The sequence below is a fragment of the Devosia indica genome, assembly GCF_003056405.1.
GTDB classification, from domain to species: Bacteria; Pseudomonadota; Alphaproteobacteria; order Rhizobiales; family Devosiaceae; genus Devosia; species Devosia indica.
In genome coordinates this window covers 91182-114120 of record NZ_PYVZ01000015.1, presented here as the reverse complement: position 1 = coordinate 114120, position 22939 = coordinate 91182, and the positions used below count along the sequence as shown (strand labels likewise).

The window sequence follows — 22939 nt, the reverse complement described above, 5'->3', positions numbered from 1 at the left end:
GGCGCCGCCGCCCCGTGTCCACAATCTCAAGCCGCTCAACACGGCTTCTGTCTGTAAGGATATCCATAGCGACAGTCAGCTATCAGACTGACCGCTCAAGCCAAGACGGCCACCAACGGAGGCTTACGTCGGTGACGCGGACGTGAAACCTGTTTCCATCACATGCGACTCTAGGGTCGGGCGCGGACTCACCGTCAGCCCACGCGAAGAATGAGCCGCGATTGCAATCGCAGCCGTTCTGCCCGTCAGACCATAGAAACTTACTCGCCTCGTCCCACGGTTCATCTCGATGGTACGCGCGCGTCTCACCAGTCGAGGTGTCGGTTATGTGGACGTTGTATCCGCTAAGCATCAAGCAACTTCCTTTGATCTGGCGCTGCGCTCGGTTTACGACTGGCTTCGCCGCCGCACTGGAGAATTAGATGTTCGCGATGAAATACACTGCTTCCGTACTCGGTCTTGCTGCGGTTATTGTCACAGCGTCCGCAGCGATCATTGCCACGATTGAACCCATGCCGCCAGAATGCAAGAACCGAGCGGGCGGCTTCAATGAGATGTTTGCGCCAACGGCGACTGAAGAGTGTCGAGCAGCGCGTGATTAGCGCCAATATCCGGCGATATAGACGACTAGGTCAACGTGGTAGTATGAGGCCAGAATGGAGAACCCAAACTGTTTCGGTATGGGTGCTGGCGCTCTTTAGCTATCACGCCGATCTATGGCGGCCGCTGGAGCAGGGTTAATTGAAGGTCATGACCAAGCCAGAGAAAGGCATCGTATTGAACCGGCGCAAGAGACTATCCCCGACCACCCCTCCACGAATCTATGAATCGGAAATTGCTGAGGTTTCGAGCGACGTTGGTTTGCTGACTCTCGAAACTGACGACGGAAAGCTCGGCTTTCTGCTAAACCGACAAGGAGCGACCATGTTGATGTTGCACCTGCAGGTTTTCCTGGGCGAAGTTGAGAAGCATTAGCCACCAGAGCGTTAGGCGGAACTAGGGGTAGATATCCGATGTACGGACGCGCGAACGTGCCTCACGGACTGATGTTTCACCATTTTACGGACGCCAAGCACCCCGCCGGACAAGGTGCGATTACGGCCGATCAGTTTTCCGACATGTTGAGGTATGCCGGCCTGCAGAGAATTCTGTCCCCGGAGACTTGGAAACAGAAGGCTCGGTCCGGGCGTCTGGCACCAGGAGACCTATGCATCACGTTTGATGATGCGTTGCTCTGCCAATATGAGATCGCGAAGCCGGTACTTGATGACCTTGGCTTGCAAGCGTTTTGGTTTGTGTATTCCGGCGTCTTTGAAGGCCGCGCGGATCGGCTAGAAATATATCGCCATTACAGGACCACCCGGTTTCAGGACGTTGACGCGTTCTACGAAGCGTTTTTTAGAAGCCTCTCATGTTCCGTCCATCGGGATCAGTATCATGCTGCTAGATCAGAGTTTGCCAACCTCAGCTATCTGAAAGAGTTTGGCTTTTACTCTGACACCGACCGGTTGTTCCGGTACCTGAGAGACAGAATATTGGGGCCTTCCGGGTACTTCGAAGCGATGGATCAAATGATAGAGGGCGATCCATCGTACTCGCGAAGTAAGGCGGGAGAAGCTCTATGGATGAAGCAGCACCATCTAAAGCAGCTCTACGAGTCCGGCCACGAAATCGGCTTGCATTCCTACACACACCCGACATCAATAGCCGACCTGCCCACAGACGAACAACGCGCCGAGTATGAGAAGAACCTTACGCATCTGCAAAAGGCACTTGGGGTCACACCTGACACCATGAGTCACCCGTGCGGCTCATACAATGAGGAAACGCTCGTCGTGTTGAGAAACATGGACGTAAAGATGGGCTTCGTGTCGAGCATGAAACTGGTCGATGATCCCTTATGCCTGCCAAGGCAGGACCACAGCAATATTGCGATTGAAATGGGCATGCGCTGATGGCGATCAAAGTTGGCACTCCTTCAGAGGTTGGAGTCACCGAAAGCCGCGTAGAGCTTTTTTTCGAGCATCATTGGCCGCGACGAATATCCCTGGCGGACCACGCCTTCGCCCACTGGCAATTTGCCTTGGCGCCCGATACGGGGGCAAATCACAGCATCATTGCCTTTGATCAAGGTGAGAACCGTATCGCCGGCGTCATGGGCCTCACGCCCAGACCATTCTATCTCTCTGAGAGCGCCCTAAATGGGGCCGAACTCACTACATGGGTTGTTGCAGAAAACTATCGAAACTCGGGTGCGGGAGCGAAGATTCTCTCGGCAGTCATGGAGCGATACGACGCCCTCATCGGGATGGGTATATCCGCCCAGGCGTTGCCAATTTATCTGCGATCAGGATTTCGGTATTTGAGGGCGATACCTCGATACGTCAAAATTCTAAACCTAGACAACTCCGCTCGCGTAGGAGAAATCACACCGGTCGGGAGAAAGTTGCAGCGCATTTCGGGTCCAGATGCGCCTCCTTACCAGGTCAGTGGCGAGGTCAGTCCCGAACTATTCGTCCGGCTCACCAAGTCATTGAACATGTTCGACAGAGGCCCAAGATATCTTGAGTGGCGATACCGCAACCATCCCAGGTTCAAGTACGATGTTTTCTCTGTACGTTCTGGCGGGGGAGAGGCACTCGTCGTTACACGTACCGAAGACGGGCTCGGTACCATAAAGGTCCTTCATGTATTGGACTGTGTAGGCGACGAAAGTGCAATGCCCGCCGCAGTCGCCTTTATCGAAGAACGGGGCAGATCGCTCGATGTTGATTTCTGCGACTATTACTCCACAGCGGCCAGCTTGAATCGATTTTTCATTGCGTCCGGATGGCACTCAACCGTCGATGACGTGGACGTGCAGCTGCCGCATCTCTTCCACCCCGTTGAGATGCGAAGCCCTCCCACCACATCGCTTATCTACTGGGCGCGAGATAGGATGACCGAGATGGCGGATCTCGGACGGTTGTATATTTCCAAGCAAGACGCTGACTTAGATCGGCCGATGCCCCTCTGAGTTTGCCGCTATCCGACTTAGCCAGTTTGCGATCCGCTCCGAGGCGTTCGGCGGATTCTCAAAGATACTTTGACCGTCCTGACGATCAGATGCAGGCCAGCTGTCAATTAACTTGATCAGCGCTGGCTCTAGCTCGTCAAGATCGTTCACACCCACCGCCGCGCCGTTGGTGACGAGTGGATTACCATAAGGCGACCTAACTTGATCCAGAACGATCAGCGGAACATCATTGAAGGCGCACAAAAACCCCACTGTTGAGTTGTCGATAATGACGACGTCGGCCCCCTTGACAACCCCGACAATATCCTCATTGGAAACTATCCTGACGTTCTCGGGGATGTGTACACGTCCTCCGACCGCCGCCTGCTCGCTCATGGACGGGTGGAGTTTAATACAAACTCCCCAGTCAGGGTGGGCTTCTGCTATGCGCAATAGCTTGTCAAACTGCGCGTTGAAAATCCCAGGGATAGAAGTCGCCGCATAGACCACGATTGGACGCTTAGCTGTGTACCAATGCTGAAGAGCCGGGGAAACGGTTCTGGCGTTGAAGGCATTCTGCCAATCTGCAAATACGGGTTGGCCGAGCGGGTGAACCCTTTCGCCCGGGAACCCCTCGGTGACAATCCGCGCTCTTACCTCGTCGTTGAGAACCACCACGTGATCCGGCCATTCTTGCTCTGGCAACAACCGTGGCAGAACGCTTCCTCCATAGGGCCCAAGCATGGAATATCCCAGGAGATCGTCTATGCGGGCAGACGTGACGCCAAGATCACGAGCAGCCAAGATCGCCGCCCGTTCCATGCGAACGTGAACCGTAGTGACAACCACGTCCACCTCTTCCTGTTTGAGTACGTGTCGCATGAAATGTACCGGGCAGAAGGCGGATCGCCCCTCCCTCTCGTAGCGCGAATAGGCTGCTTCTCGGCCCTCATCCGCAATAAGGTCGCACATCGAGATGCCCATATAGGCACACGATTCCTCCCATGAAACGCCCACACTCGGCTCCCAGATTGGTCTGGATAGCGTTGCGCCGATATCCACGGCCTCATGGTATGAATGGTGGGAGAGAAACGACGCGCAACTTAAATGGCTGTAGCCCGAAGCTGCAAGTTTCGGTGCGGCGGTAGTCAGCGCCAATACCTTTGCTTCAATGTCTGATCGGGTTGCCAAATGTGGCAGTAATTGTAGCACAATATCGACGTGCCCGCCGCCGTATGTAACGAAGAGAATTTTGCGTTTTTTCAAAAGGTATTACCGACTGATGGGGGAGCTAACTCATTTGGCAGCGCTAGCGCCAATAACCTGCAACGTACGTGATCAGATCAATTTGCATATAGTTGCCAATAATAGATACTGACCGAAAAACCTCTATTCGCCCGTCCTTGCCAATAGGAATGTCCACCTCGACATGGTTCAGGTCGTAAGGGGTTTCGCCCTTAGCGCCCGCCGGCTTCTGTGCCGTTGCATGTATCATTTCGTTGGGCTGATGGTTGCCTCCGTAAGGCCGCATCGACGCCTGCAACTGCCCTTCAAGTTTGTTTTCCGCCCATGTAACGCCTGAGACCTTAGCCTTGATGTGTAGGCGCACCGCCGTGGCATCCCTCGGGATATTATAAGGCGGCTCGTGCAGATTCTCGCTCGCAATCCATCCAACCAATGGTTCCGAGAGCGACTCGGTGCCGTGCCCCCAAATGTCATATCCCCACGAGAGCCATTTCCTATATTGGCCATCAGTCCCCGGTAAGCGAAGATATTGAACGGTCGGGCCATTTGTGTTGGCATAGTATTGTCCGAGGCGATGATAGTTTGCGCCGGCCACTCCCTCTTCAGCGTTTGCCTGTAGTGCGAGGGGTAGCATAGCTAGGAATAACCAGAAAACTCTCATCGCGCTCTACTTTCATCGTGTGCGGTCTAAGCGTTGGAATAGCAGTTCCAGGCACCGTGCATCCACCGAATTGTACAGGGGCAATTCAACGCAGTTCTTAGCCCTGTGCGAACTGCTCATCCTTCAATCCACCCATACATCCGCATCTGGCGGGTGGTGGTCGCGAGGTTGGGCGCCGCATGAACTCCCCTGGAGACGGCCCCCATATCCACCGGCCTGCACCGTCTGGCCGCCGCTGTAGAAAGTTCTTCCACGTCCCCTTGCAGCCGTCAATCTCGCTGAGTTGACGGCTGCAGTAGAGCCAAAGCTGGGAACACCATTGTTTAGCGTGCCTCTACAGCTAAATCGGAGGCTCGAACAAGCTCGGCCTTCCCGATCGGGCCCGTATGATGCTGGACCCGTCCAGGGCCTGCGCGGGTCCACCAAGTTCGGACTGAAGCAGCTCCCTCACACAGCAGGACATACGCCCCAGTTCTTCGTCCAGACGGTCGCGAACCGGTGCATTCTCGAAAAGAGCGACAATACCGCCGGCAACGAGCAGATTGTCTATGCCGACATCCTGCTTGCGCAGCGCCAGTTTCCCAGTTGCCGCAGCGGCCCGTAGCAAGGGCAGGAGAAACCGCCGGGATGGGAATATTTCTGCAACCTCAAGGCCAAAGCGCAGACTTGCCTTGAGCAAGAAAGTCGGGTTAACGACCTGACGCCACTTCTCGAGCACCAGATTCTCCCTTACTGACTTGTGCATCCGTGGTGGAGCGCCTTCCGCCTCGCTCATCAATGCATTTCGACGCGCATGTCGGGACAGGCTGTCGGATCTTGACGTCTCGCCGGAGCGTTGCGTTTCCAAAGCACCGGCCAGCTGGATCAGGCCCGCGAGCATTTCCTGCTCGTCCTCGAGGACCCAGGCCGGTCCCCGGCTTGCGACTTCATTGAAATAGAGTTCGCGCAATTCTGGTGTGCTGAGGCCATAGTGCGCGGCGAGCAGTTCGGGCCCATGCGTGCGGCAATAATCGGCGACCGGGGCGTTAGAGGTCCTGTAGTGGCTGGCATTGATGTTGAAAAGAGAAGCGACGGACCCAAGGAGACCTTCCATGTCCCGATTGGCAGCCACTATCGCTTCCTGCTCGGCCCGACCTTCCTGCGTGCTCCAGGCCAGATCGAGCCTTGTTACGGTCATGGCGATTGCCTCGACCAGTTGCTGTCTTGTGTTTGATCTGTCGGGGCGACCAGCGCGTGAGGCTTTTGCCAAACCCGGCTCATAGTAGATGCTGATGATGGGCCAACCGTCAGTGAAACGCTGCAGCGCGGCCGATGTAGGCAGGTGAACGGTGGCCAGATCTGCTACGTCAACGAATTTGAGCGCGACGGTCTTGACCAGAAGGGATGAACCCGTGGCAAGACACGTCATGATCCCTTCTTCGATGTCTTGTGCCTGCAATTCGGGCACGTAGCGTCGAAGGGCCGGCATGCGCTGAGTCTGTAGGAGGTCGTCCGGCACATTGAGGATGACGTCCGTCGTAATACCCGGATCGGGGTTCTTGATACTTGCCACGAGCTGGGCGGACCAGGGGTTCATGTCTATCTCCAAAGCCACAGTCTCGGTGCTAAGGGCAGCCGGTTAAGGCTGAATTGAGCGGACTTCACATTCTGGCTAGAGCGGAACCCGAGCTGAAGTGGCCCGGAGGAGCCGCATCATGAAGACATGGAACCGCAAACCAGGCGGCGCGTTTCCTCAGGTGCGTGAAGAACAAAGCCCCCAGTTCGCTCGCATGCCCTGGCGACCTTGTTGCCGGGGCAACCAAAAAGACCTTTTTTGATCCATCTTTGCCCCACCACTTGTGCGGGGCATTTTTTACGCGGTGCCATCATCGCTCTGACAGACGTTCTGCTTTAGGGTCGGCCTGCGCTATCCGTAGTCAGCGCATTGACCTCCAAGGTCCGCCCCTGCGCTGTAGCTCACCCGGGCGCAGGGGTTTCTGGCCCCGGTACCTAAGATAACAGCTTGGGATAAATCGGAGCTCTTACCGGCCCTTGTGCGTGGCATTGAGCGAGATGGAACCGACTTGGGCTTAAGGCGCCATTTACGCTGCGGTTCGACCTCGAACAAGGCACCCGGACGGTGGTGACACTGTGGCTGGCAGCACTGTGTTTTCAGGGGCGATTTGAAATCCGGCATTGGCCCGATTGAGCACCTGACCCATCTTTTGAGAGTCTCGGGCTTCTTTGTGATGGGGGCTCAGCGTTGATCACCGATGAGTATTTCCGCGAACGCGCGGCGGCCGAACGTGCCAGCGCAGCCGGTATCCGGCCGCTGGCGCATCACGTGAGGGCTCTCTATGTGGAAATTCGCACGCTTCGCGAGGATGGAGTGGGGTTTAAATATATCGCTTCGGTCTTGATCGACGCGCGCGGTCAAGCATCTTGCGACCCGATCGATGTGACCGAAAAGCTCCGTGTCTACCATCACAGGGACCGCAAGACGCTTGGGGACGCCGTTCCGGCCCTGAAGCCGGCCGGACGGGGTGCTCTGCCCGGCCCCGTTGCCCGTCATCAAGATGTGCGTCCAGCCAAAGCCAATCCGACACCAGTGTCGAACCCGACCGGAGGTTCTGTGATGCCTTCGAGCACAAGCTCTACAGAAGGTCTGTCGGACGTTTCTCGAGCGATCCAGGCGCGCGCCGCGCGCAAACGCCTTGTCGCCGACGACACGGCCTGAGTCCCAGAGTTGCGGTGGGTCTGAACCTCGACCAAATGACGGCCAAGGCCAAATCCGTGATTGGCCCAGTGGCCGCAAATGCGTCCGCCCCTGATCCTTTGCGCAGGGATCATTCCGGTCCCGTATCAGAAAGGACCAAAGCTTTGGTAGACGCGCTCCACTTCTCCCCTCCCGCCCGGGTCGATGCCCCGCCCGGCCTGATCATTGTCTCCCAGATTTCCGGTGGCACGTCCAAAACGTGGACGTCGACGCTGGTCATCGATGCGGCGATACGCGCGGGCCGGACCCTGCACATCTTCGAGAATGACCGCCAGGACATCTTGCAGGCCTATGGCTCGGTCCGCCGTATCAAACTGGCAGCCACCGAGGAAGTCGTCCACAACCCGACCGCCGACATCGAGGTGCATGAAGATCTCGATGCCGCGCTCCGCCGGCTCGCCGAGCACGAGGACGAAACCATTGTTTACGACACCTCGGCCGCAAGCCTGAACCGCCTGGGCTATGTGGTCGACATGCTCAACATCCCCGATCGCATCGTGGCCATGGGGTCCCATTGCTTGGTCCTTGTGCCGGTCTCAGCGCGACAGGATATCGCCAGCGAAGCGCTTGTCACTTTCAAGGTCTGGAAGAGCATCATGCCGGCGCCGCACCGGGTCGTTCCGGTGATCTTCTATCGTGATGGCGATCCCACGCGGGTGTCCGAGGACCACCCTCTTCGCAGCCTTGTGGCAATGGCCGAGGACGGCTGCATCGTCCAGCCCCGCGTGCCGCTCCAGGTCCTTCTCGCCCATAAGGGCTCGGGTCTGCCGCTTTATCAGCTCGCTGACTTGCGGGATCCTCTGGCCACCATGGATATTGCCAAGCGCGCCGGTATCGCGCCGGTGATGGCTGAACTCCTGCGGCGCGCCTGCGCGGATGTGCTGGCCGATATTGACCCGCAGATGGCGCTTCTGGGTTTTCGGCACGGCGCGTAGCGCCGCGCTCCCTAAGCCACGACGCGATGGGTCAGGCGTTGATCACCCGCCTCAGGACCAGCAAAGGTGACATCGCAAAGAAACGGCAATTGATGCGGGATGTCTTTGGGTATCTCCACCCCAGGACCCGATCGGCACTCATAGAGAGTGCCGTGGCGCCAAACGAAACCGAACTTGGGGACTTCCTCCACGCAGCCTTGCTCCGGGCGAAGAATCGGCTCCCAACCCGCCCCCTGGAAAAGGCCATTGGGGAGATACCCGTAAAGCTGTTTATCCGGGCCAAAATGCGGCGGGCCCTCCTCCTCCTTCCCCACCTCATCCAGCGCCTCCTCCCCTAGCGGGAGGGGGCGCCTCATGTTCCGGTCCCACATGTGCATCAGCTCCCAATCCGCACAGCGGAAAAGGTCGAAGGGATAGAGAGCAACGCTCTGCGAGCCAGACCCGTCAATTGACCAGTGCCAGGGTCGACCCATCGACATAACCCAGGGCCTTTCCGTCCTTGAACACCGCGAAAAAGCTGCCCGATGATTGCATGGCGCTCACCAGAGTCCCAACGGGCAGGACGCTGTTGGGCTCGCTTCCGGCTTCGGGTCCGGCAAAAAGTTCCGCCGGCGCGATTATGACATGGGTATGCTGCGACGGCGGTGGCCTCTCGAGATCTGGCGCCGCCAGCGCGCCCAGAATATCGGCCCGCTGGGCCACGGGGAAATCCGAGCCGACGATGCTCATCTGTGGAATCTGGCGGAAGTTGAATGCGGCATAGCTAAGTTCGGGTACCGCGATGTCGACCGACCCGGCCAATTCCGTCACTGCAATCGTGCCGTCCGAATTGCTGTCGCCTTCGTTGAGCGCCTGGAGTAGCGCATAGGTGAATACTCCGTGCCCCCGATAGCCTTCGAGGGCAGGCGCGCTGTCCGTGGATGCAGACATGACGGTTCGTCCCATGGCGCGTGTCAGGCGGGCCAGCGCCGCGACCTCTTCGAGGCCCCGGCTGGCCATGCCATTGGTCAGCGATCCGCTTTCGCAGGTGTCGTAGAGCAAGAGACTTTTGCGGGCCGGAATGATTGACAGCCACGCCTGAAACTGGTGCTGGCCAATGCCGTGCTCGGCCACCGACGTTTCGTCCACATAGCGGAAGTCCTGTGGCAGAAAGTAATATTGACCGTCCTGTGTTTTGCCGTGTCCGGCCATAAACAGGACAAACACATCGCGCGTTCGAACCCGGGCGGAAAGGGCTTCGAATGCCTCAGCCAAGCCGGACGAGGTTACTGCCGCGTCGAGCAGGGTCGTTACTTCTACCTTCTGATAGAGTCCCTCTCCGGCACGTCTGAATGCTTCGCCGACGGCAGTCGCGTCGCTGGCGGCAAAGTTCAGACGCAGTCGGCTGTCATGATATTCGTCGACGCCTACCGCCAGGACATGCAGGGTCGGCGGCTCTGAAGCGGATTGTCCATCCCAGGTGACGGTAACGCGAGAAGGTGCCGACGAGATCAGGCCTTCCCGGTTGTAGGCGACGGCCTCAATTAGATTGGTTCCCGGATCAAGCGTGAGAAGCTGGGTGATCTCGATAGGCACCGGTCCTATCTGCCCGGCGTGGGACGAGAGCCGGTCAAAGCCGCGGGAGTCCAGGCCCAGCGTAACACCGTTGACACGCCATTCGACCCTGCCAATGCCGCCCCCCCGATCCGTGACCAGGGCCGATACCTCGATCCTGTCTGTGTCCACGATAACCCCGTCCTCGAGGTTTGCGATGTCGATACCAGGGGCGGCACCAGTGTCGAGGACGACCTCGAGGTCGATCTGGCCGGCGGCGTCAGAAAAAAGTAGGTCGGGGTCGCCCGCCAGTTTGGCAGCGACAAGATCGGGACGATAGAGCGCTTCGAAGAGCTGGTCGATCGAATAGGATTGAAGTCCGCGCACCACCGCAAGATGGCGCGCGCCGCTTTCGGAGCCGGTGAAGAAGCCTTCGGGCGTCAACGTGACCCATTCACCGTCCTTGAATGCAAAGGACTGCGCCAGAAGTTCGCCCTGTTTGGGGTCCCATAGCTGCACCTGTCCGCTCCAAGTAAGGGCGGCCGCCAAGGTGCGGCCGTCGGCCGAATAGGCGAGCTGACCCCGACCGCCTCCGAACCGGTTCGGTAGGGTCCGCAGCAACTGTCCCGTGGTGGCGTGGCGAATTCTGATCAGGCCGCTATTGCCCAGGCTCGCCAACTCCTGGCCATCCGGGGAGAATGCGAAGGCGGTGATCTCGTCGTTTCCCGCCTCTATGGTGCGCATAAGCTGCCCGGTAGCCGTCTCCCAAATCAGCAAATCGCCGTCTTCGGAGGAAGTGGCTGCCAGTCGACGGGTGACCAACAGCCGGCCCTCCGGCGAAAAGGTGGGCACGTCGCCGCCCTTGCCTGATCGGTGCAGGACCTGGCCGGTCGCTGACCTCGCGAGGACCGTTTCGTGAAAAGTTGTCAACGCGACCAATTCGCCGTCAGGTGAAAAGGAGACACCGTGGACATGATCAGCCAGGTCGATACGATGCAATAGAGCGGCAGAAGTCGCGTCGATCAGGGAGACCGACTTCCAATCAGCGGACGTGACGGCAACAATTCGGCCATCGGGAGAAACGTCCAGCGCCGCAGCGTCAAACTCCGCAGTTGCTCTTAAGGAATGGGTTGGGTTATCCCAAAAAAGAACCTTCCCCTCACTATAGAAGACCGTTGTGTCAGCTGCGGTTGTAAAATGGGAGCCCTTTCGGTCGAACGCCGAAAGGGGGCCCATTTGGCCCGTGCGAACATCCAGGCTCCGCAATCCCTCGTGAGAAACGATCTCGATAGTGCTGGAATCGGCAGCAAAGCTTCCCAGCCCCTGTCCGACAGTTTTGCTGTCGATCTCCGACATAGTGTTGCCGGTCTCCGGATCGACGACCCGCATAGTCTTACCGGCAAGCACGAGCTGTCCTTGGGGCGTGCGTGCCATTCCCGCGCCTGAACCGGGCAGTTCCCGGATGAACTGGCCTGTCTGGGCGGATCGGACTTGTAGCTTTCCGTCGACTCTTGAAAGGATGCTCTGGCCGTTCGGGAGGAAAACAAGTGGCGTATAGTCGTCGGCGGAAAAGCGGGTGTTCTCACGACCGCTCGCCAGGTCCCAAACCACGACGTCCTCTTTCCCGACCGAGGCGGCAAAAAATCTGCCATCCGGCGAGAGGTCGCCATGACTGATATAGGAATCCATATCAAGATCCGGTCCAATTTTCAGTAGAACTCTCTCACGGGAGAGATCCCAGATCTCGATGGAGGAGAAGGTCGTAGCGAGCAATTGACGGCCACCATCCATAAAGAACAGGTTTGAAAGGCCTTGCTTGGGCTTGAGCACTCTCAGGCGCTCACCGGTTCTGACACTCCAAAACTGAACCTCGCTAAAAAGCCCTGCTGTCGCCAGCTCGGATCCTTGAGGGCTGAATGCCACACTCCGGCCGTCATCCGGCAATGGAAGGATATGAAGCAACCTTCCGCTCGCCACGTCCCAGAGACGGGCCGTGTCATCTCGGCTAGCTGAGGCCAGGGTGGAGCCATCGGAGGAGAAGGCAATATCAGCGACGCCTTCCCCGTGCCCCACCAAGGTTCGCAAGACGCGACCAGTGGCCAGATCCGCGATAGCGATCTGGCCTCCGTGATCTGAGGCGGCGATCAGCCTGCCGTCCGGGGACACGGCAATCGTGGTGCTCAGACCGATCTGAGGCATAATCTCGATGGCAAGGCCGGTTGTCTGGCTGACGCCGCCGGATGCCAGTTGGCGAAGCTGCTGCAGGATTTCTGCCGGATCCGTATCACCGATCAGTTGGTGTTCGGTCGCAAACCTCTCAAGAGCGTCGCGCGTGCGCTGACCGCTGAGCCCGTCGACCGGTCCGGGCTCATACCCCAGCTCTGTCAGCAGCACCTGAAGTTCGTAGGTGGTCTGATCGAAAGCCTGGACAGGAGTAGAAATAAGCAGGGCGACCGCAAGCGCCCGGCCAAGCCATCTCAGAACCCTTTTGCGCATGGCTCTTCTCCTCCGTCCACACCTATAGCATGGCTGCCAGTGTTGCCGACCGGACAAATCCCAGGATCACCCCCTCCCTGGCGATCTCGCTCCACCCATCGCTCTGGGACACAACCCGCACCAGCGTACCCGGAGCGACTTGGCCCAGCGCCGCTCCCACCTCGGCAGGTTCGCCGCGCAGTTTGGTATCGGTGATCACCACATGGCTCGGCGTGTGGTTTACGGGTGGCGATATCTCGCCCAATACGGCCATGGTCTGCACCACAGGGAAACTGGATCCGACGATCGACATCTGCGGCACCTGGCGCAGCCGGAAGGCGTCAAAGGAGATTTGCGGCACCAGGAGATCGATCGAACCGGCAAGTTCTGTGACCTCGATACTGCCATCGCCGTTGCTGTCGCCTTCCTCCAGGGACTTGAGAAGGGCATAGGTGAACACACCATGACCATTGTAGCCCTCGATGGCGGGTGCGTTGTCGGTCGAGGCAGACAGGATTGTTCGGCCCATGGCCCGCGTCAGCCGCGCAAGGGCCGCCACCTCCTCAAGTCCACGCGAGGCTGCTCCATTGGTCAGGCTGCCGCTTTCGCAGGTGTCGTACAGCAGCATCGATTTGCGGGCCGGGATCAGCGCCAGCCACTCCTGGAACTGGTCCTGGTCGATGCCGCCTGCAGCGATCGAGCTTTCGTCGGTATAGCGAAAATCGTGTGGCAGGAAATAATAGCGCCCGTCCAGGGTCTTGCCGTGCCCGGCCATGAACAGGACAAAGACGTCGCGCGGACGTACCTTGTCTGAAAGGTCAGCAAAAACCTGGCCCAGATTGCTGGCCGTGACGGCCTGGTCGAGCACAGTGGTGACCTCGACACTCTGATACAGTTTCTCACCGGCGGCGCGGAAAGCCTCACCAACGGCCCTTGCGTCCGACGCCGCGAAATTGAGCTTGAGACGGCTATCGTAGTAATCATCCACGCCGACGGCCAGAACGTGCAGTCTGGGTGGTGCCATGGACGAGGCCCCGTTCCACTTGACCATGACCGAGGCCGGCTCGGAAGCGACGAGGCCACTTTCATTATATGCCAGCACTTCGATGAGGTTATCGCCCGGATCCAGTGAGAGCGTCTGGCTCACCGCGACAGCCTGCGCCATCACAAGGTCCGCCTGGGGTGAGAGACGGTCAAAGCCCCGCTCCTCAATCCCCAGCGTGATGCCATTCACGCGCCATTCGACTTTGCCGATGCCGCCGCCACGGTCGGTAATGGAAGCATTCACGGTGATGCTGTCTGCATCGACCTCGGTACCGTCGTCCAGGCCTGAGATCGCGACATTAGGCGCCAGGCCGCTATCGATGACTGCTTCGATATCCAGTTGCGCCGCTGCGGCCAGCACCAGTCCTTGCGGGTCGCCAAGCAGTTTGGCCGCCACAAGATCGGGACGGTAAAGCGCATCATAGACGGTCTCGATCGGCGAAACGTTTTCGCGGCCGCTGCGGATCAGCAATTGCCTGTCGCCAATGCCGGACGACACAAAAAAACCTTCTGAAGTATAGGACACCCAGTCCAGAGGGCCAAAGAGCTGGGTGCGTATGAGCTCTGCTGCCTCGCGTTGCTCTAGGTCGAGACGGAGAAAGACAAGATCGCCGGCATTGCCGACGCTTACGAACCGGCCATCGGGCAAAGCCACCGTGCCCGCCACCGTGCCCGAATGGCGGGTCAGCAGGAACTGACCGCTGGTATCGGTATCAATGCCGACGACCGTATTGCCGTCATCATAGCTGAAGGTGTCGTCGGCAAGGGCCGCCACGTAGCCCGAATTGCCGGACCGGAGCAGATCGCTTGGGCGGTCGGAAAGGTCACGCAGCCTGCCGTTTTCGTAAACCCAGACCTTTCCTATGCCCCAGATGGCATTCCCGCCGATCAGGTAGCGCTCCGGCCCCTGGCCCATCGGCGCGATGAAATTGGCCTGAAGCGTATAATGCTGCCCCTGGGCGCGTAATTCGAAGGGCGCCGTCAGCAGACGCTGCCCTGAATGGACGGAGAAGACATCTATGCGCTTGTTGGAACCGATCAACAGGTTCTTGCCGCCATCGACATAGTGCATGGGCATACCAAACACTTTGTCGAAGTCGTGCTCTATCGTGCCGACCACGGACCAGTCTGCTGTCGAGTGCAAGGTTATGCCATCAGCGCGGCCCAGGGCCAATTGAGTGCCGTCAGGGGAAAGTGCCAGCCCCGCGAACTGGCTCTCGTAAGAGATGTCTTCGAGTACGGTTTGCACCTGGGCCGAACTGAGCGTTACCACGGTGATTTTGCCGCTGTCGGAGAACAGAACGCGATCATTGCCCGGCAGGTAAAGCAATTTGCGCGACGTTTCGCAGCTGAAGCAACTGCTGCTATAGACCGGTACGCCCAGGGGAATGGACTGAACCTCGCCATTGTCGGCGTCGAGCAGAAAAAGTACCAACTCCAGTGGTGCCGATGTCTGGGACGGGACGGCGCCCATGATGGCCAGTTGACCGCCATCGGGTCGCGCCCCGATGGCCATGGTCTGGACCCCGCGGCTGACGTCGCGGCTGATGATGTCCCCCTGGCCCGACAGATCGATGGACCGCACGCCACCGGCATCGGCCACAAGCAGGCGGTTTTGTGCTCTATCGATCGTGGCGTAGCCGTCAAACGGCGCTTGCAGGGGCGTGGAGGAAATCTCCTGGCTGTCAACGGCCCACTTCAGCAGCTCGGTGCTACCCGCCTCGGCCTGGCCGCCGAACAGAACGACGCTTTGTCCATCATCGACGAAATCAAGGAAGTAGCTGCCATCGACACCCCGGCCATTGGAGTAGTGTGTCCCAAGCGGAAAGTATGGACTTCGGGCGATCAGCGCATCGTCAGCAATGCTGCGTACCTCCACCCAGGCGGTATCGTCTTCAGAAGCAAAGAGCAGAGCGAGATGAGAGGACGAGAGAGCCCCGATCCGCGCATAGTCATAGGTCCGCAGGGACCGGCCACGCTCCAGGTCCCACACCTGAGCGAGAGTGTCGGAGGTCGTCAGCGCATATTGGCCGTCAGGGGAAAAGGTGATGTCGTACACCTCCTCCTCCCCGGCAACCTTGCCGATAGTCCTTTCCGCATAGGGCGGAGAGAGCGACAGCGTGTGCAGCGCTTTTCCGTAGCCGGTGACGAAGGCCACCTGCTCGGTTCTCTCATGCACGGCTCCGGCCGAGATGAAATCGCCTGATGTAAACCTCAGCATTTCCAGGGTCTGGGCGGTCCGCAGGTCCTGCAAGGCGATGCTACCACCATTGTGAGCGACGACTGCCGCTTTGCTGGCTTCGACCACGCCCAGCACCTTACGGCAAAAAGAGGAGGTGACAACGCCCAGAGGTTCAAGAGAATCCAGCCGGAACAGGTGCGCGCCCTCGCATTTGCCCGTTGCAAGCAGGTTCTCGGCACGCAGTGGCTGTATGAACTGGAGGTCGGTGAAGCTGGACGGGGCAAGGGCGACGGGCGCCTCCCGGCTGAGTTGTTCCTTAGCCACGACGTCCCCGATCCCGGATCGCAGCGCCTCTAGCAGAGCCTCACCTTCCACATCGGGGCCAAGGCCCTGCTTGATGCGGAAGGCGGTGGCTGCTGCCTGCGTCTTGGGACCCATGGCGCCGTCAACATCGCCCGGTTCATATCCGAGAATGGAGAGCATGCTCTGCATTCTCACGGTCGCCGGATCGGCAAGGACCGGTGCGGCAACACATGTGAGAATTGCTGCCAGTATGCCGATGGCAAGGCGATTGACGCGCGGCCCACGCGAACCGCGACGAGCTATACCTCTATGCTCGCAGACCGGCTTCATGACTGTCCTCGCATCGTAGCTCTCGTCCATCTCAGGGCCTCCACCACATCACGCGCTATCTGGACGTCTGTCCGGCCAGACGGATCAGTTGCAACAGGTTCAGGGACGCCGATGGGTTGGTACGCCAGAGCTGACCAAGCGCGGGATTGTCCTTGATCGTCCTCAAATCCGTGGCAGATGGTACGGGGCGGACGCCGGTTTCCCGGGGCGTTACGCCATCTGGGGCCAGGCCCCGCAGCACGGTTCGCAGCAACCATGGATGATCGGTGGCGATGGCGGCAAGCGCGGGGTTTTCGGCGACCAACCTCGTGTCGGTTCGAGTCAGCGGCGGGGGTGCAGCAGGAATGCCCCTGAGATCGGCCAGGGCTGGAGGCACCCAGGCGAGTGCCAGTACGATCGCGGTCAGCCAAACGCGGTCAGGACGCTGGACAAACATTGCGTCGTGCCTCCCCAAGAACCTTTTCCAGAATTGTCTCCAGCACCCCGGTGCTGCGGATCAGCATTGCCCCATAGGGGGAACGTTGCCGTTTTACGAAGCCGGCAGCATCTGCCGCGACGAGCAGTTTGCGGCAGGTTTCGGGTGACATGACCGCTACCAGGAGCCGGGCCAGGTCGGACTGATCGATTGCGGCACTGGTTAAAAAATTGGCGTGCAGTTTGGCCAGTTGATCATCGGCGAACAGGGCCGCCTGCAATCGCTCCGGTGTCAGGCCGAATTCGCGCATCCGGACGGGATCCTGCCCGATAGCGGCGAGATGCTGGTTGTGCAATTGCGCCAACCTTTCCAGCCCCTGCGCGGAGACGATCTCATTGGCCTTGAGAGAGAACAGGAATTCGGCAAGTTGATAAAGTGGTTCCTGTCGCAGCACATGAAGTGTTGAGAGGTCCGTCGTCTCGGCCGTTGCAATAACCGATCTATAAAACTCTGCCTTCATCCGGTGGACGGCTTCCATAAAATCAAGATTGCGTACAGTATCGGCATCCACAGTGGCAAAGTCCTGCATGGTCGGTCCGGACAATCCAAGCACCCTCGACCACGCCAGACAAGCAGCAAGTGTTCCGGGGGGCTCCAAATCGATGGGAGAGCTACGCGGAACAAGTATTGGAAGTGTAGCGCGATTGGCCGCTATGTTTCTGCATCGCCCGGGTGTCGGGCTTGTAGAATGGGGACACAGAATGAAGCGCCTTACCTTCGTAACCCTCCTGGCCGCATTGATTGCTGCGAGCCTCCCGGCACAGGCCCAGGAGGTTGCTCGCGACCTCACTTTGGCCCAGCAGGCATTGGCGGGGGCACCTGTGCCCCAGGTAGGAAGCCTGACAGTGACGGCCTGGGTCGACCATGAAGACAACATCTATGCCCAGGGCGAAACCATCAATCTCTCTGTCATGACCAACAAGCCCGCCTATCTGACGGTGATCGCGGTCGGACCGTTGGGAAACGCCGTTCAGCTCTTTCCCAACGCCTTTCAACCGGCCATGGCTATCGAGCCCGGCAAGGTCTTTGCCATTCCCGGCGCGGATGCGCCCGCCCAGATCACCGCTCAGGGGCCCACCGGGACCGAGCTGGTGCGGGTCATCGCCTCGACCGAACCACTGGAATTCATATCACCCCAGAGCCTGAGTGGCGCTGGAGCCTATCGGACGATCGAGGGCGGCGCTGAAGCAATAGCGCGCGATCTGGCACTGGTCGCCATTCCCGAAGCGGTCGAGGTGGCCTCCTATGACAAGGTGATCCATACCGTGGCGCAGGCCGACAGCGCTGAAGGGCTTGCCGACATCGAACCGGACACTGCGGCAACTGTCCATCCCAGGGGGCCGATGCTGGTCACCGATGCGAGCGCGTATACCGTGGGCGATGTGGTCTCCATGGCCGTCACGGCACTGGACGCCTGTCACCTCTGGGTCGTAGCTGTATCCGAGGATGACAGCGTCAATGTGTTATTCCCGACATCGGACCAGACCGACAATCAGCTCGATGCGCAGGAAACGGCCATGGTTTCGGGTGACGGTGCGCCGGTCCAGGTCATTGCGGCCGGTCCCGCCGGCAAGGACATCGTCTACGCCCTGTGCGGCTCCGACGATACGCCACCATGGGAGGCCGGCATTGACCTCACCGGTGGCTTTGCCGCCCTGTCCCCGACAGAGCCGCTTGGCCGGGCTCTGATCGCAGCCACCGCGCCCCAGGAAGCGGCCATTCCTGAAGGCTATGGCTGGACCTTCAAAGTATTGACCATTCATCAGTGACCGCGCCCGGAGGTTTTGGTGTCTAACGTCAATCCCATACTCGCTCTCGCCGCGCCGGTGCTTCTTGCTCTTGCCCTCACCGGCATGTCCATTCCGGTCAGCCCTGCCCTGGCCGCTTCCAGCCAGGAGTGCGACGCCGAAGTCCGGCGTCTTGCGATCTCGGATGCGGGCGCGCAGGTTGCGGCCCAGACCTATGCCGCGCTCAACGGGCCCGATCAGAGCTGTGGCGACCAGGCATTGTTCTGCGCGGGGCAGATCGTGAGCCTGCGCTTTCTCGAGCAGGCCTATGCAAGCGCCGACGAGGGATCCGGGGCGCGTGAACTGAGACTGGAGCTTGAGACAGCCCAACAGTTCGGGGCGCCCTGGCAGGTTCTGGTCGGGATTGCCGATCTGTCCATGGCCATCGCGCTTGAAAGCAAGGAGCCCCACGAATTCCAGCGTGCGGCCCGGTCGTATCAGGATGCGATCAACGTCATCGGTGAGGCGCCGGTTTGCCAGGCCTATGGCCAGCCACCCTATCCAGGGCCTGAGGAGACCCGTTCAATCCACAACCGCATGACAGAGGCTCTGATGCTGGCGCCGCAGCTGGAAGTCGTTCGGACCCGCGCCGGCACATGCGGGGGCATATTTCTCAGTTCCGTCCGGGGCTTCACCCCCACCTTCCGACCGTTGCCCATCAATTTCGAATTCGGCAGCGCCCAGTTTACCGACACCGGTGAGCAGGCCGCACGGGTCTTGCTCGAATGCGTCCTCGCGGACAACTACAATCGTCTCTCACTAAGCGGGCATACCGATCCCATTGGCTCGGATGCCTATAATCTGGCCTTGTCGGAACGCAGACTGGAGGCCGTCGCAAAGGTGCTGCGCGAGGGGGGATATGAGGGTGAACTGGAACTCCTGCCGCGAGGGGAAGCCGAACCGTTCGAACCCGACGACCCCACCGCCTATAGCGAGGACGAGTTGCACCAGATGGATCGGCGGGTGGTCCTGCTGGAGAGCCAGTAAAGGACATGATCTGGCGCTCCTTCATCCTTGCACTGGTGATGAGCTTCGCCCTTGCCCAACCCGGATCTGCGGAGATCAAGGCGCTGGTGGTGGGAATTGACGATTATGCCCACAAGCAGGCCCTGCGCGGCTCGGTCAACGATGCCCGTGACCTTGTCGCGGTGCTCGGCGCCGTTCCGGAGACCGAAGTGACGATCCTCACCAATGGCGAGGCGACGCGCGCCGCGTTTGAACGGGCCTGGGAAACCATCCTGGCCAGCGCCACGGCAGGTGATACCGTTCTGTTGTCGTTTTCAGGGCACGGCATTCGCGTCCCACAGAGGGAAGGCGCAATGACAACGCCGGACGGCTTTGAAAAGGGCTTCCTGCTCCACGGTTATCATGAGCAGTTGGCCAGTGAGGAAATCCTGCGGGACGAGCATCTTTATGACCTGTTCGAAAGCGCTGACCGGAAGGGCGTGGAAGTGGTCTTTGTGGCCGATGCCTGCCATGCCGGCGCCGCCGTGCGCGGCACCGACCCGCGAGCGCCCAAGCTCCCCTTCAAGTTCCAGCGCTTTGAGACAGAGACGGTCATTTCTGCACCACCTCCGAGCGCGCCAGCTGCGCGACCGCCGATCGCGGGGCTAACGGTGTTCTCGGCAACGGTGGAGCAGATGGCTGTTCATGAGGTGTTGGTGGATGGACAGTATCGCGGCGCGCTGACCTATGCTGTCGCCCGTGGGCTGGAGGGCGCAGCCCGCGATGAATCCGGCGTCGTTACCGCGGCCTCCCTGCGCCAGTACGTGGCGCCTTTGGTACGTCTTTTGTCGCAGAACCGGCAGGTGCCTCAGAGCACGATCCCGGAGCCGCAGCGCGTCATCCTGTCGGTCGACACCACCCATATTCCCGCCCAGGCTTCCGCGGAGCTGAGCGTGGCGGTTATCGGAGACCCGGTGGAGTGGCCTGACGGTGTTGCCATGGCCGAGCCTGGCGCGCCGGCGGACCTGATCTGGGACGCGGCGGCTGGTCAACTCTTGGGACAAAGCGGCGACGTCCTTGCCTCGGACATGCAGGCCGGCCAACTGCAAAATGCTATCAACGCGGCTCGAGTGCTGGCATGGCTGCGTCAGGCGATGATGCGGCAGCCCGTTCCGGTCGCCGCGCGGGTCACCCCTTCCGAGCAATTCCTGCTTGAGGGTCAGCATATCCAGTTTGAGGTGGATCTCGAGGAACGCCGGTACGTTACCGTGATCAATCTCAATGCCAGAGGCATTGTTCAGTTCGTCTGGCCGCTCACTGCATTGGGAGATCCAGTCAGGTGGACGTCCCACCGTCCCTTTACTCTGAGTGCTCCGGTGACGGCGCCGTTCGGAGCGGACAACCTCATTACCATCACAAGCCACAAGCCCCTTGAAGCCCTTCATGCCCAGCTGACGGAGCTTCATGGCCATCCCGATCCCCTCGCGCTCTATGAAGCGATAAGTCGTGCCGGCACCGAGATCAGGATCGGGATCAACTCGGTCTTCACCTGCAAATCATTGAGGAGCAACGGTCAATGCGATTCCATGCAGCCTTCGCCCTAGTCGCCATGCTCGCGCTCTGCGCTGCAGGTCCCGCCTCGGCCCGCGACCGGGCCCTGATCGTCGGCGTTGCTGACTATCTCAATGAGATCGGCGACCTGATCGGCCCCGAAAACGATGTCGTGGCCATGCGTTCACTGGTCATCGACGTCTTCGACTACGACGCTGCGGACGTGATGGTGCTGAGCGATAACGAGGCCACGCGGGCCGGCATACTGGCGGCGTTCGAATCCTGGCTCATCGACGGCACGACCGCAGGCGACCGTGTCTTGTTCTATTTTTCGGGGCACGGCTCGCAAGTCGCCATACCTACGGAGAATGGCGGGACACGCCTGACCTCGACACTGGTGCCATTCGACGCCAGTCATGAAGTCGAACCAACGGCGGAGGTGCCAGGGGGGCACATCCTGGGCGCGCAAATCGGCGATCTGATCGACCGTCTCGCGGGGCGGGACGTCACCATCATCGCCGACTCCTGCTATGCGGGTTCCGTGACCCGAAGCGGGGTGGCCGCCAGCGATGCCGCTGACGGGAATGCGCTCTTCCGTACCATTACGCCCAATACACCCATCAATGTCGCCCCCGATGACTACGACCCCGACCTCATGGCGCGGGCCAAGACGAGCATTCGCCTGATCGATCCCGTGCGACGAGACGGTTCAGTCCGAGAGGGGGTTGCAGTCTGGCAGGCCGCAACTCTGGCCCAGCTTGCCTGGGAAAGCGTCGCCGAAGACGGCAAGCAGCGGGGCATTTTCACAGACGCCTTTGTCAGAGGCTTGCGCGACCTGGAAGCGGATCGTTCCGGAGCGGGACGCATTACCGCCAGTGCGTTGCTGGCCCATGTACGAGAAAAGGCAGAGGCCTTTTGCACCAGCCTTGGTGACAATTGCGCCGGCGGATTTACGCCCGAACTGCTGGCGCCCGACAGCTATCGCGCCCGTGTGCTGGCGCCTCTTGAATTGGCAGCGACGCCTGTGAGCGAGGCTTCAACCATGGTCGAAGTGCCCCCGATCACGACAGCGCCCGCATTGGTCGATCTGGCCCAGGGCCTTTTCGAACATCAAAACGATTTCGCCGTCTCGGCCGACATTCTGCCGTCCACCAGCATTCCACTGGGCGCCGCAGTTCAGTTCCGCATTGCCTCGGAGCGTAGCGGACAGCTTGTGGTTTTCGATACCGGCGCGGATGGCGTGTTTCGCCGCATCTATCCCAATGCCTATTCTGAGGCAGCGGGTCAGCGCCTCTCGATAAACGCGGGCGCACCACTCACCATTCCGGATCGCAACTATCCGTTCGAATTCATTGCGACCGATCCGGGTCCGGGTACGCTGCTGGTCCTGGTCGTCGAAGACGATGTCGACATCGCCCCCCTGCTGGAGGGTGAGGATTTCGCTACACCGGACAGGTTGGACAGGGCACTGTTGGCCGTGGCCGCGGAACTGCAGTCACCCGTTCTGAGCCCGGATCCCGCCATACCCAACAGGGCTCGGATATGGGCTTATGTCAGCATCCCCTATTTGGTGGAGTAGTTCGCCAAGGCGGCCTTCTCAAGACCAGCTGCTTCCTGATTGAGCTCGGCTACTCGAGATCGAAAGGTCAGTCTTTCACAATCCGACTTGTGGTCTCAGGACGCCTGGGCGATGCCCCATGCCTGAAACTCAAGCCGTTCATGC

General features: G+C 59.8%; 17 protein-coding genes. 10 read left to right on the top strand and 7 right to left on the bottom strand.

The window, feature by feature from the left end; genetic code table 11:
- Positions 1 to 422 precede the first annotated feature (422 nt).
- The 4 genes from DDE76_RS19605 to DDE76_RS14710 all read left to right on the top strand — a co-directional run bounded on the left by DDE76_RS19605 (position 423) and on the right by DDE76_RS14710 (position 3016).
- Positions 423 to 602, top strand: a complete 180-nt coding sequence (locus DDE76_RS19605; RefSeq protein WP_157955834.1) for a hypothetical protein — start codon at positions 423 to 425, stop codon at positions 600 to 602.
- A gap of 139 nt (positions 603 to 741) precedes the next feature.
- Positions 742 to 975, top strand: coding sequence for a hypothetical protein (locus tag DDE76_RS14720; protein WP_157955833.1), 234 nt, complete (start codon positions 742 to 744; stop codon positions 973 to 975).
- A gap of 38 nt (positions 976 to 1013) precedes the next feature.
- A complete protein-coding gene (locus DDE76_RS14715; RefSeq protein ID WP_104891970.1) occupies positions 1014 to 1955 on the top strand; it encodes a polysaccharide deacetylase family protein in 942 nt (313 codons plus the stop codon).
- A complete protein-coding gene (locus tag DDE76_RS14710) occupies positions 1955 to 3016 on the top strand; it encodes a GNAT family N-acetyltransferase (protein ID WP_104891971.1) in 1062 nt (353 codons plus the stop codon). Before DDE76_RS14715 ends, DDE76_RS14710 begins: the two co-directional genes overlap by 1 nt.
- Here DDE76_RS14710 and DDE76_RS14705 read toward each other — a convergent pair.
- From DDE76_RS14705 to DDE76_RS14695, 3 genes are all read right to left on the bottom strand, one after another.
- Positions 2993 to 4261 (bottom strand): hypothetical protein, encoded by a 1269-nt coding sequence (locus tag DDE76_RS14705; RefSeq protein WP_157955832.1) that lies wholly within the window; start codon positions 4259 to 4261, stop codon positions 2993 to 2995. The two genes, DDE76_RS14710 and DDE76_RS14705, sit on opposite strands and share 24 nt — an antisense overlap.
- A gap of 43 nt (positions 4262 to 4304) precedes the next feature.
- On the bottom strand, positions 4305 to 4835 hold the full coding sequence (locus DDE76_RS14700; protein WP_157955831.1) for a hypothetical protein: 531 nt from the start codon (positions 4833 to 4835) through the stop codon (positions 4305 to 4307).
- Between the two features lie 406 nt (positions 4836 to 5241).
- Positions 5242 to 6477 carry a hypothetical protein gene (locus tag DDE76_RS14695; RefSeq protein ID WP_157955830.1) on the bottom strand — a complete coding sequence of 412 codons (1236 nt, stop codon included), beginning with the start codon at positions 6475 to 6477 and terminating at the stop codon, positions 5242 to 5244.
- A gap of 666 nt (positions 6478 to 7143) precedes the next feature.
- Between DDE76_RS14695 and DDE76_RS19600 the strand changes: the two genes are divergently transcribed.
- Together DDE76_RS19600 and DDE76_RS14685 are read left to right on the top strand one after the other, a co-directional pair.
- Positions 7144 to 7617: a hypothetical protein gene (locus DDE76_RS19600; protein ID WP_157955829.1), complete on the top strand. Its 474-nt coding sequence runs from the start codon at positions 7144 to 7146 to the stop codon at positions 7615 to 7617.
- 143 nt (positions 7618 to 7760) lie between these two features.
- Positions 7761 to 8591 carry a hypothetical protein gene (locus DDE76_RS14685; RefSeq protein WP_157955828.1) on the top strand — a complete coding sequence of 277 codons (831 nt, stop codon included), beginning with the start codon at positions 7761 to 7763 and terminating at the stop codon, positions 8589 to 8591.
- A gap of 444 nt (positions 8592 to 9035) precedes the next feature.
- On the opposite strand, the gene DDE76_RS14675 is transcribed toward DDE76_RS14685, so the two are convergent.
- The 4 genes from DDE76_RS14675 to DDE76_RS14660 all read right to left on the bottom strand — a co-directional run bounded on the left by DDE76_RS14675 (position 9036) and on the right by DDE76_RS14660 (position 17462).
- The gene (locus DDE76_RS14675) at positions 9036 to 12620 is read right to left on the bottom strand and encodes a caspase family protein (RefSeq protein WP_104891978.1); all 3585 of its coding nucleotides are present in this window, start codon (positions 12618 to 12620) and stop codon (positions 9036 to 9038) included.
- Between the two features lie 22 nt (positions 12621 to 12642).
- The gene (locus DDE76_RS14670) at positions 12643 to 16308 is read right to left on the bottom strand and encodes a caspase family protein (RefSeq protein ID WP_157955827.1); all 3666 of its coding nucleotides are present in this window, start codon (positions 16306 to 16308) and stop codon (positions 12643 to 12645) included.
- A gap of 205 nt (positions 16309 to 16513) precedes the next feature.
- Positions 16514 to 16894 carry a hypothetical protein gene (locus tag DDE76_RS14665; RefSeq protein WP_104891980.1) on the bottom strand — a complete coding sequence of 127 codons (381 nt, stop codon included), beginning with the start codon at positions 16892 to 16894 and terminating at the stop codon, positions 16514 to 16516.
- Positions 16875 to 17462 (bottom strand): hypothetical protein, encoded by a 588-nt coding sequence (locus DDE76_RS14660; protein WP_104891981.1) that lies wholly within the window; start codon positions 17460 to 17462, stop codon positions 16875 to 16877. The genes DDE76_RS14665 and DDE76_RS14660 overlap by 20 nt, the downstream gene beginning before the upstream one ends.
- Positions 17463 to 17634: 172 nt before the next feature.
- On the opposite strand from DDE76_RS14660, the gene DDE76_RS14655 reads away from it, so the two are divergent.
- The 4 genes from DDE76_RS14655 to DDE76_RS14640 are packed head-to-tail and all read left to right on the top strand — an operon-like array spanning position 17635 to position 22795.
- A complete protein-coding gene (locus DDE76_RS14655) occupies positions 17635 to 18702 on the top strand; it encodes a DUF4384 domain-containing protein (RefSeq protein WP_158672374.1) in 1068 nt (355 codons plus the stop codon).
- An 18-nt stretch (positions 18703 to 18720) separates the two neighbouring features.
- On the top strand, positions 18721 to 19707 hold the full coding sequence (locus DDE76_RS14650; protein ID WP_157955826.1) for an OmpA family protein: 987 nt from the start codon (positions 18721 to 18723) through the stop codon (positions 19705 to 19707).
- A 5-nt stretch (positions 19708 to 19712) separates the two neighbouring features.
- Positions 19713 to 21269, top strand: coding sequence for a caspase family protein (locus tag DDE76_RS14645; protein ID WP_104891984.1), 1557 nt, complete (start codon positions 19713 to 19715; stop codon positions 21267 to 21269).
- Positions 21242 to 22795, top strand: a complete 1554-nt coding sequence (locus tag DDE76_RS14640; RefSeq protein ID WP_104891985.1) for a caspase family protein — start codon at positions 21242 to 21244, stop codon at positions 22793 to 22795. Before DDE76_RS14645 ends, DDE76_RS14640 begins: the two co-directional genes overlap by 28 nt.
- The last annotated feature ends 144 nt before the right edge of the window (positions 22796 to 22939 follow it).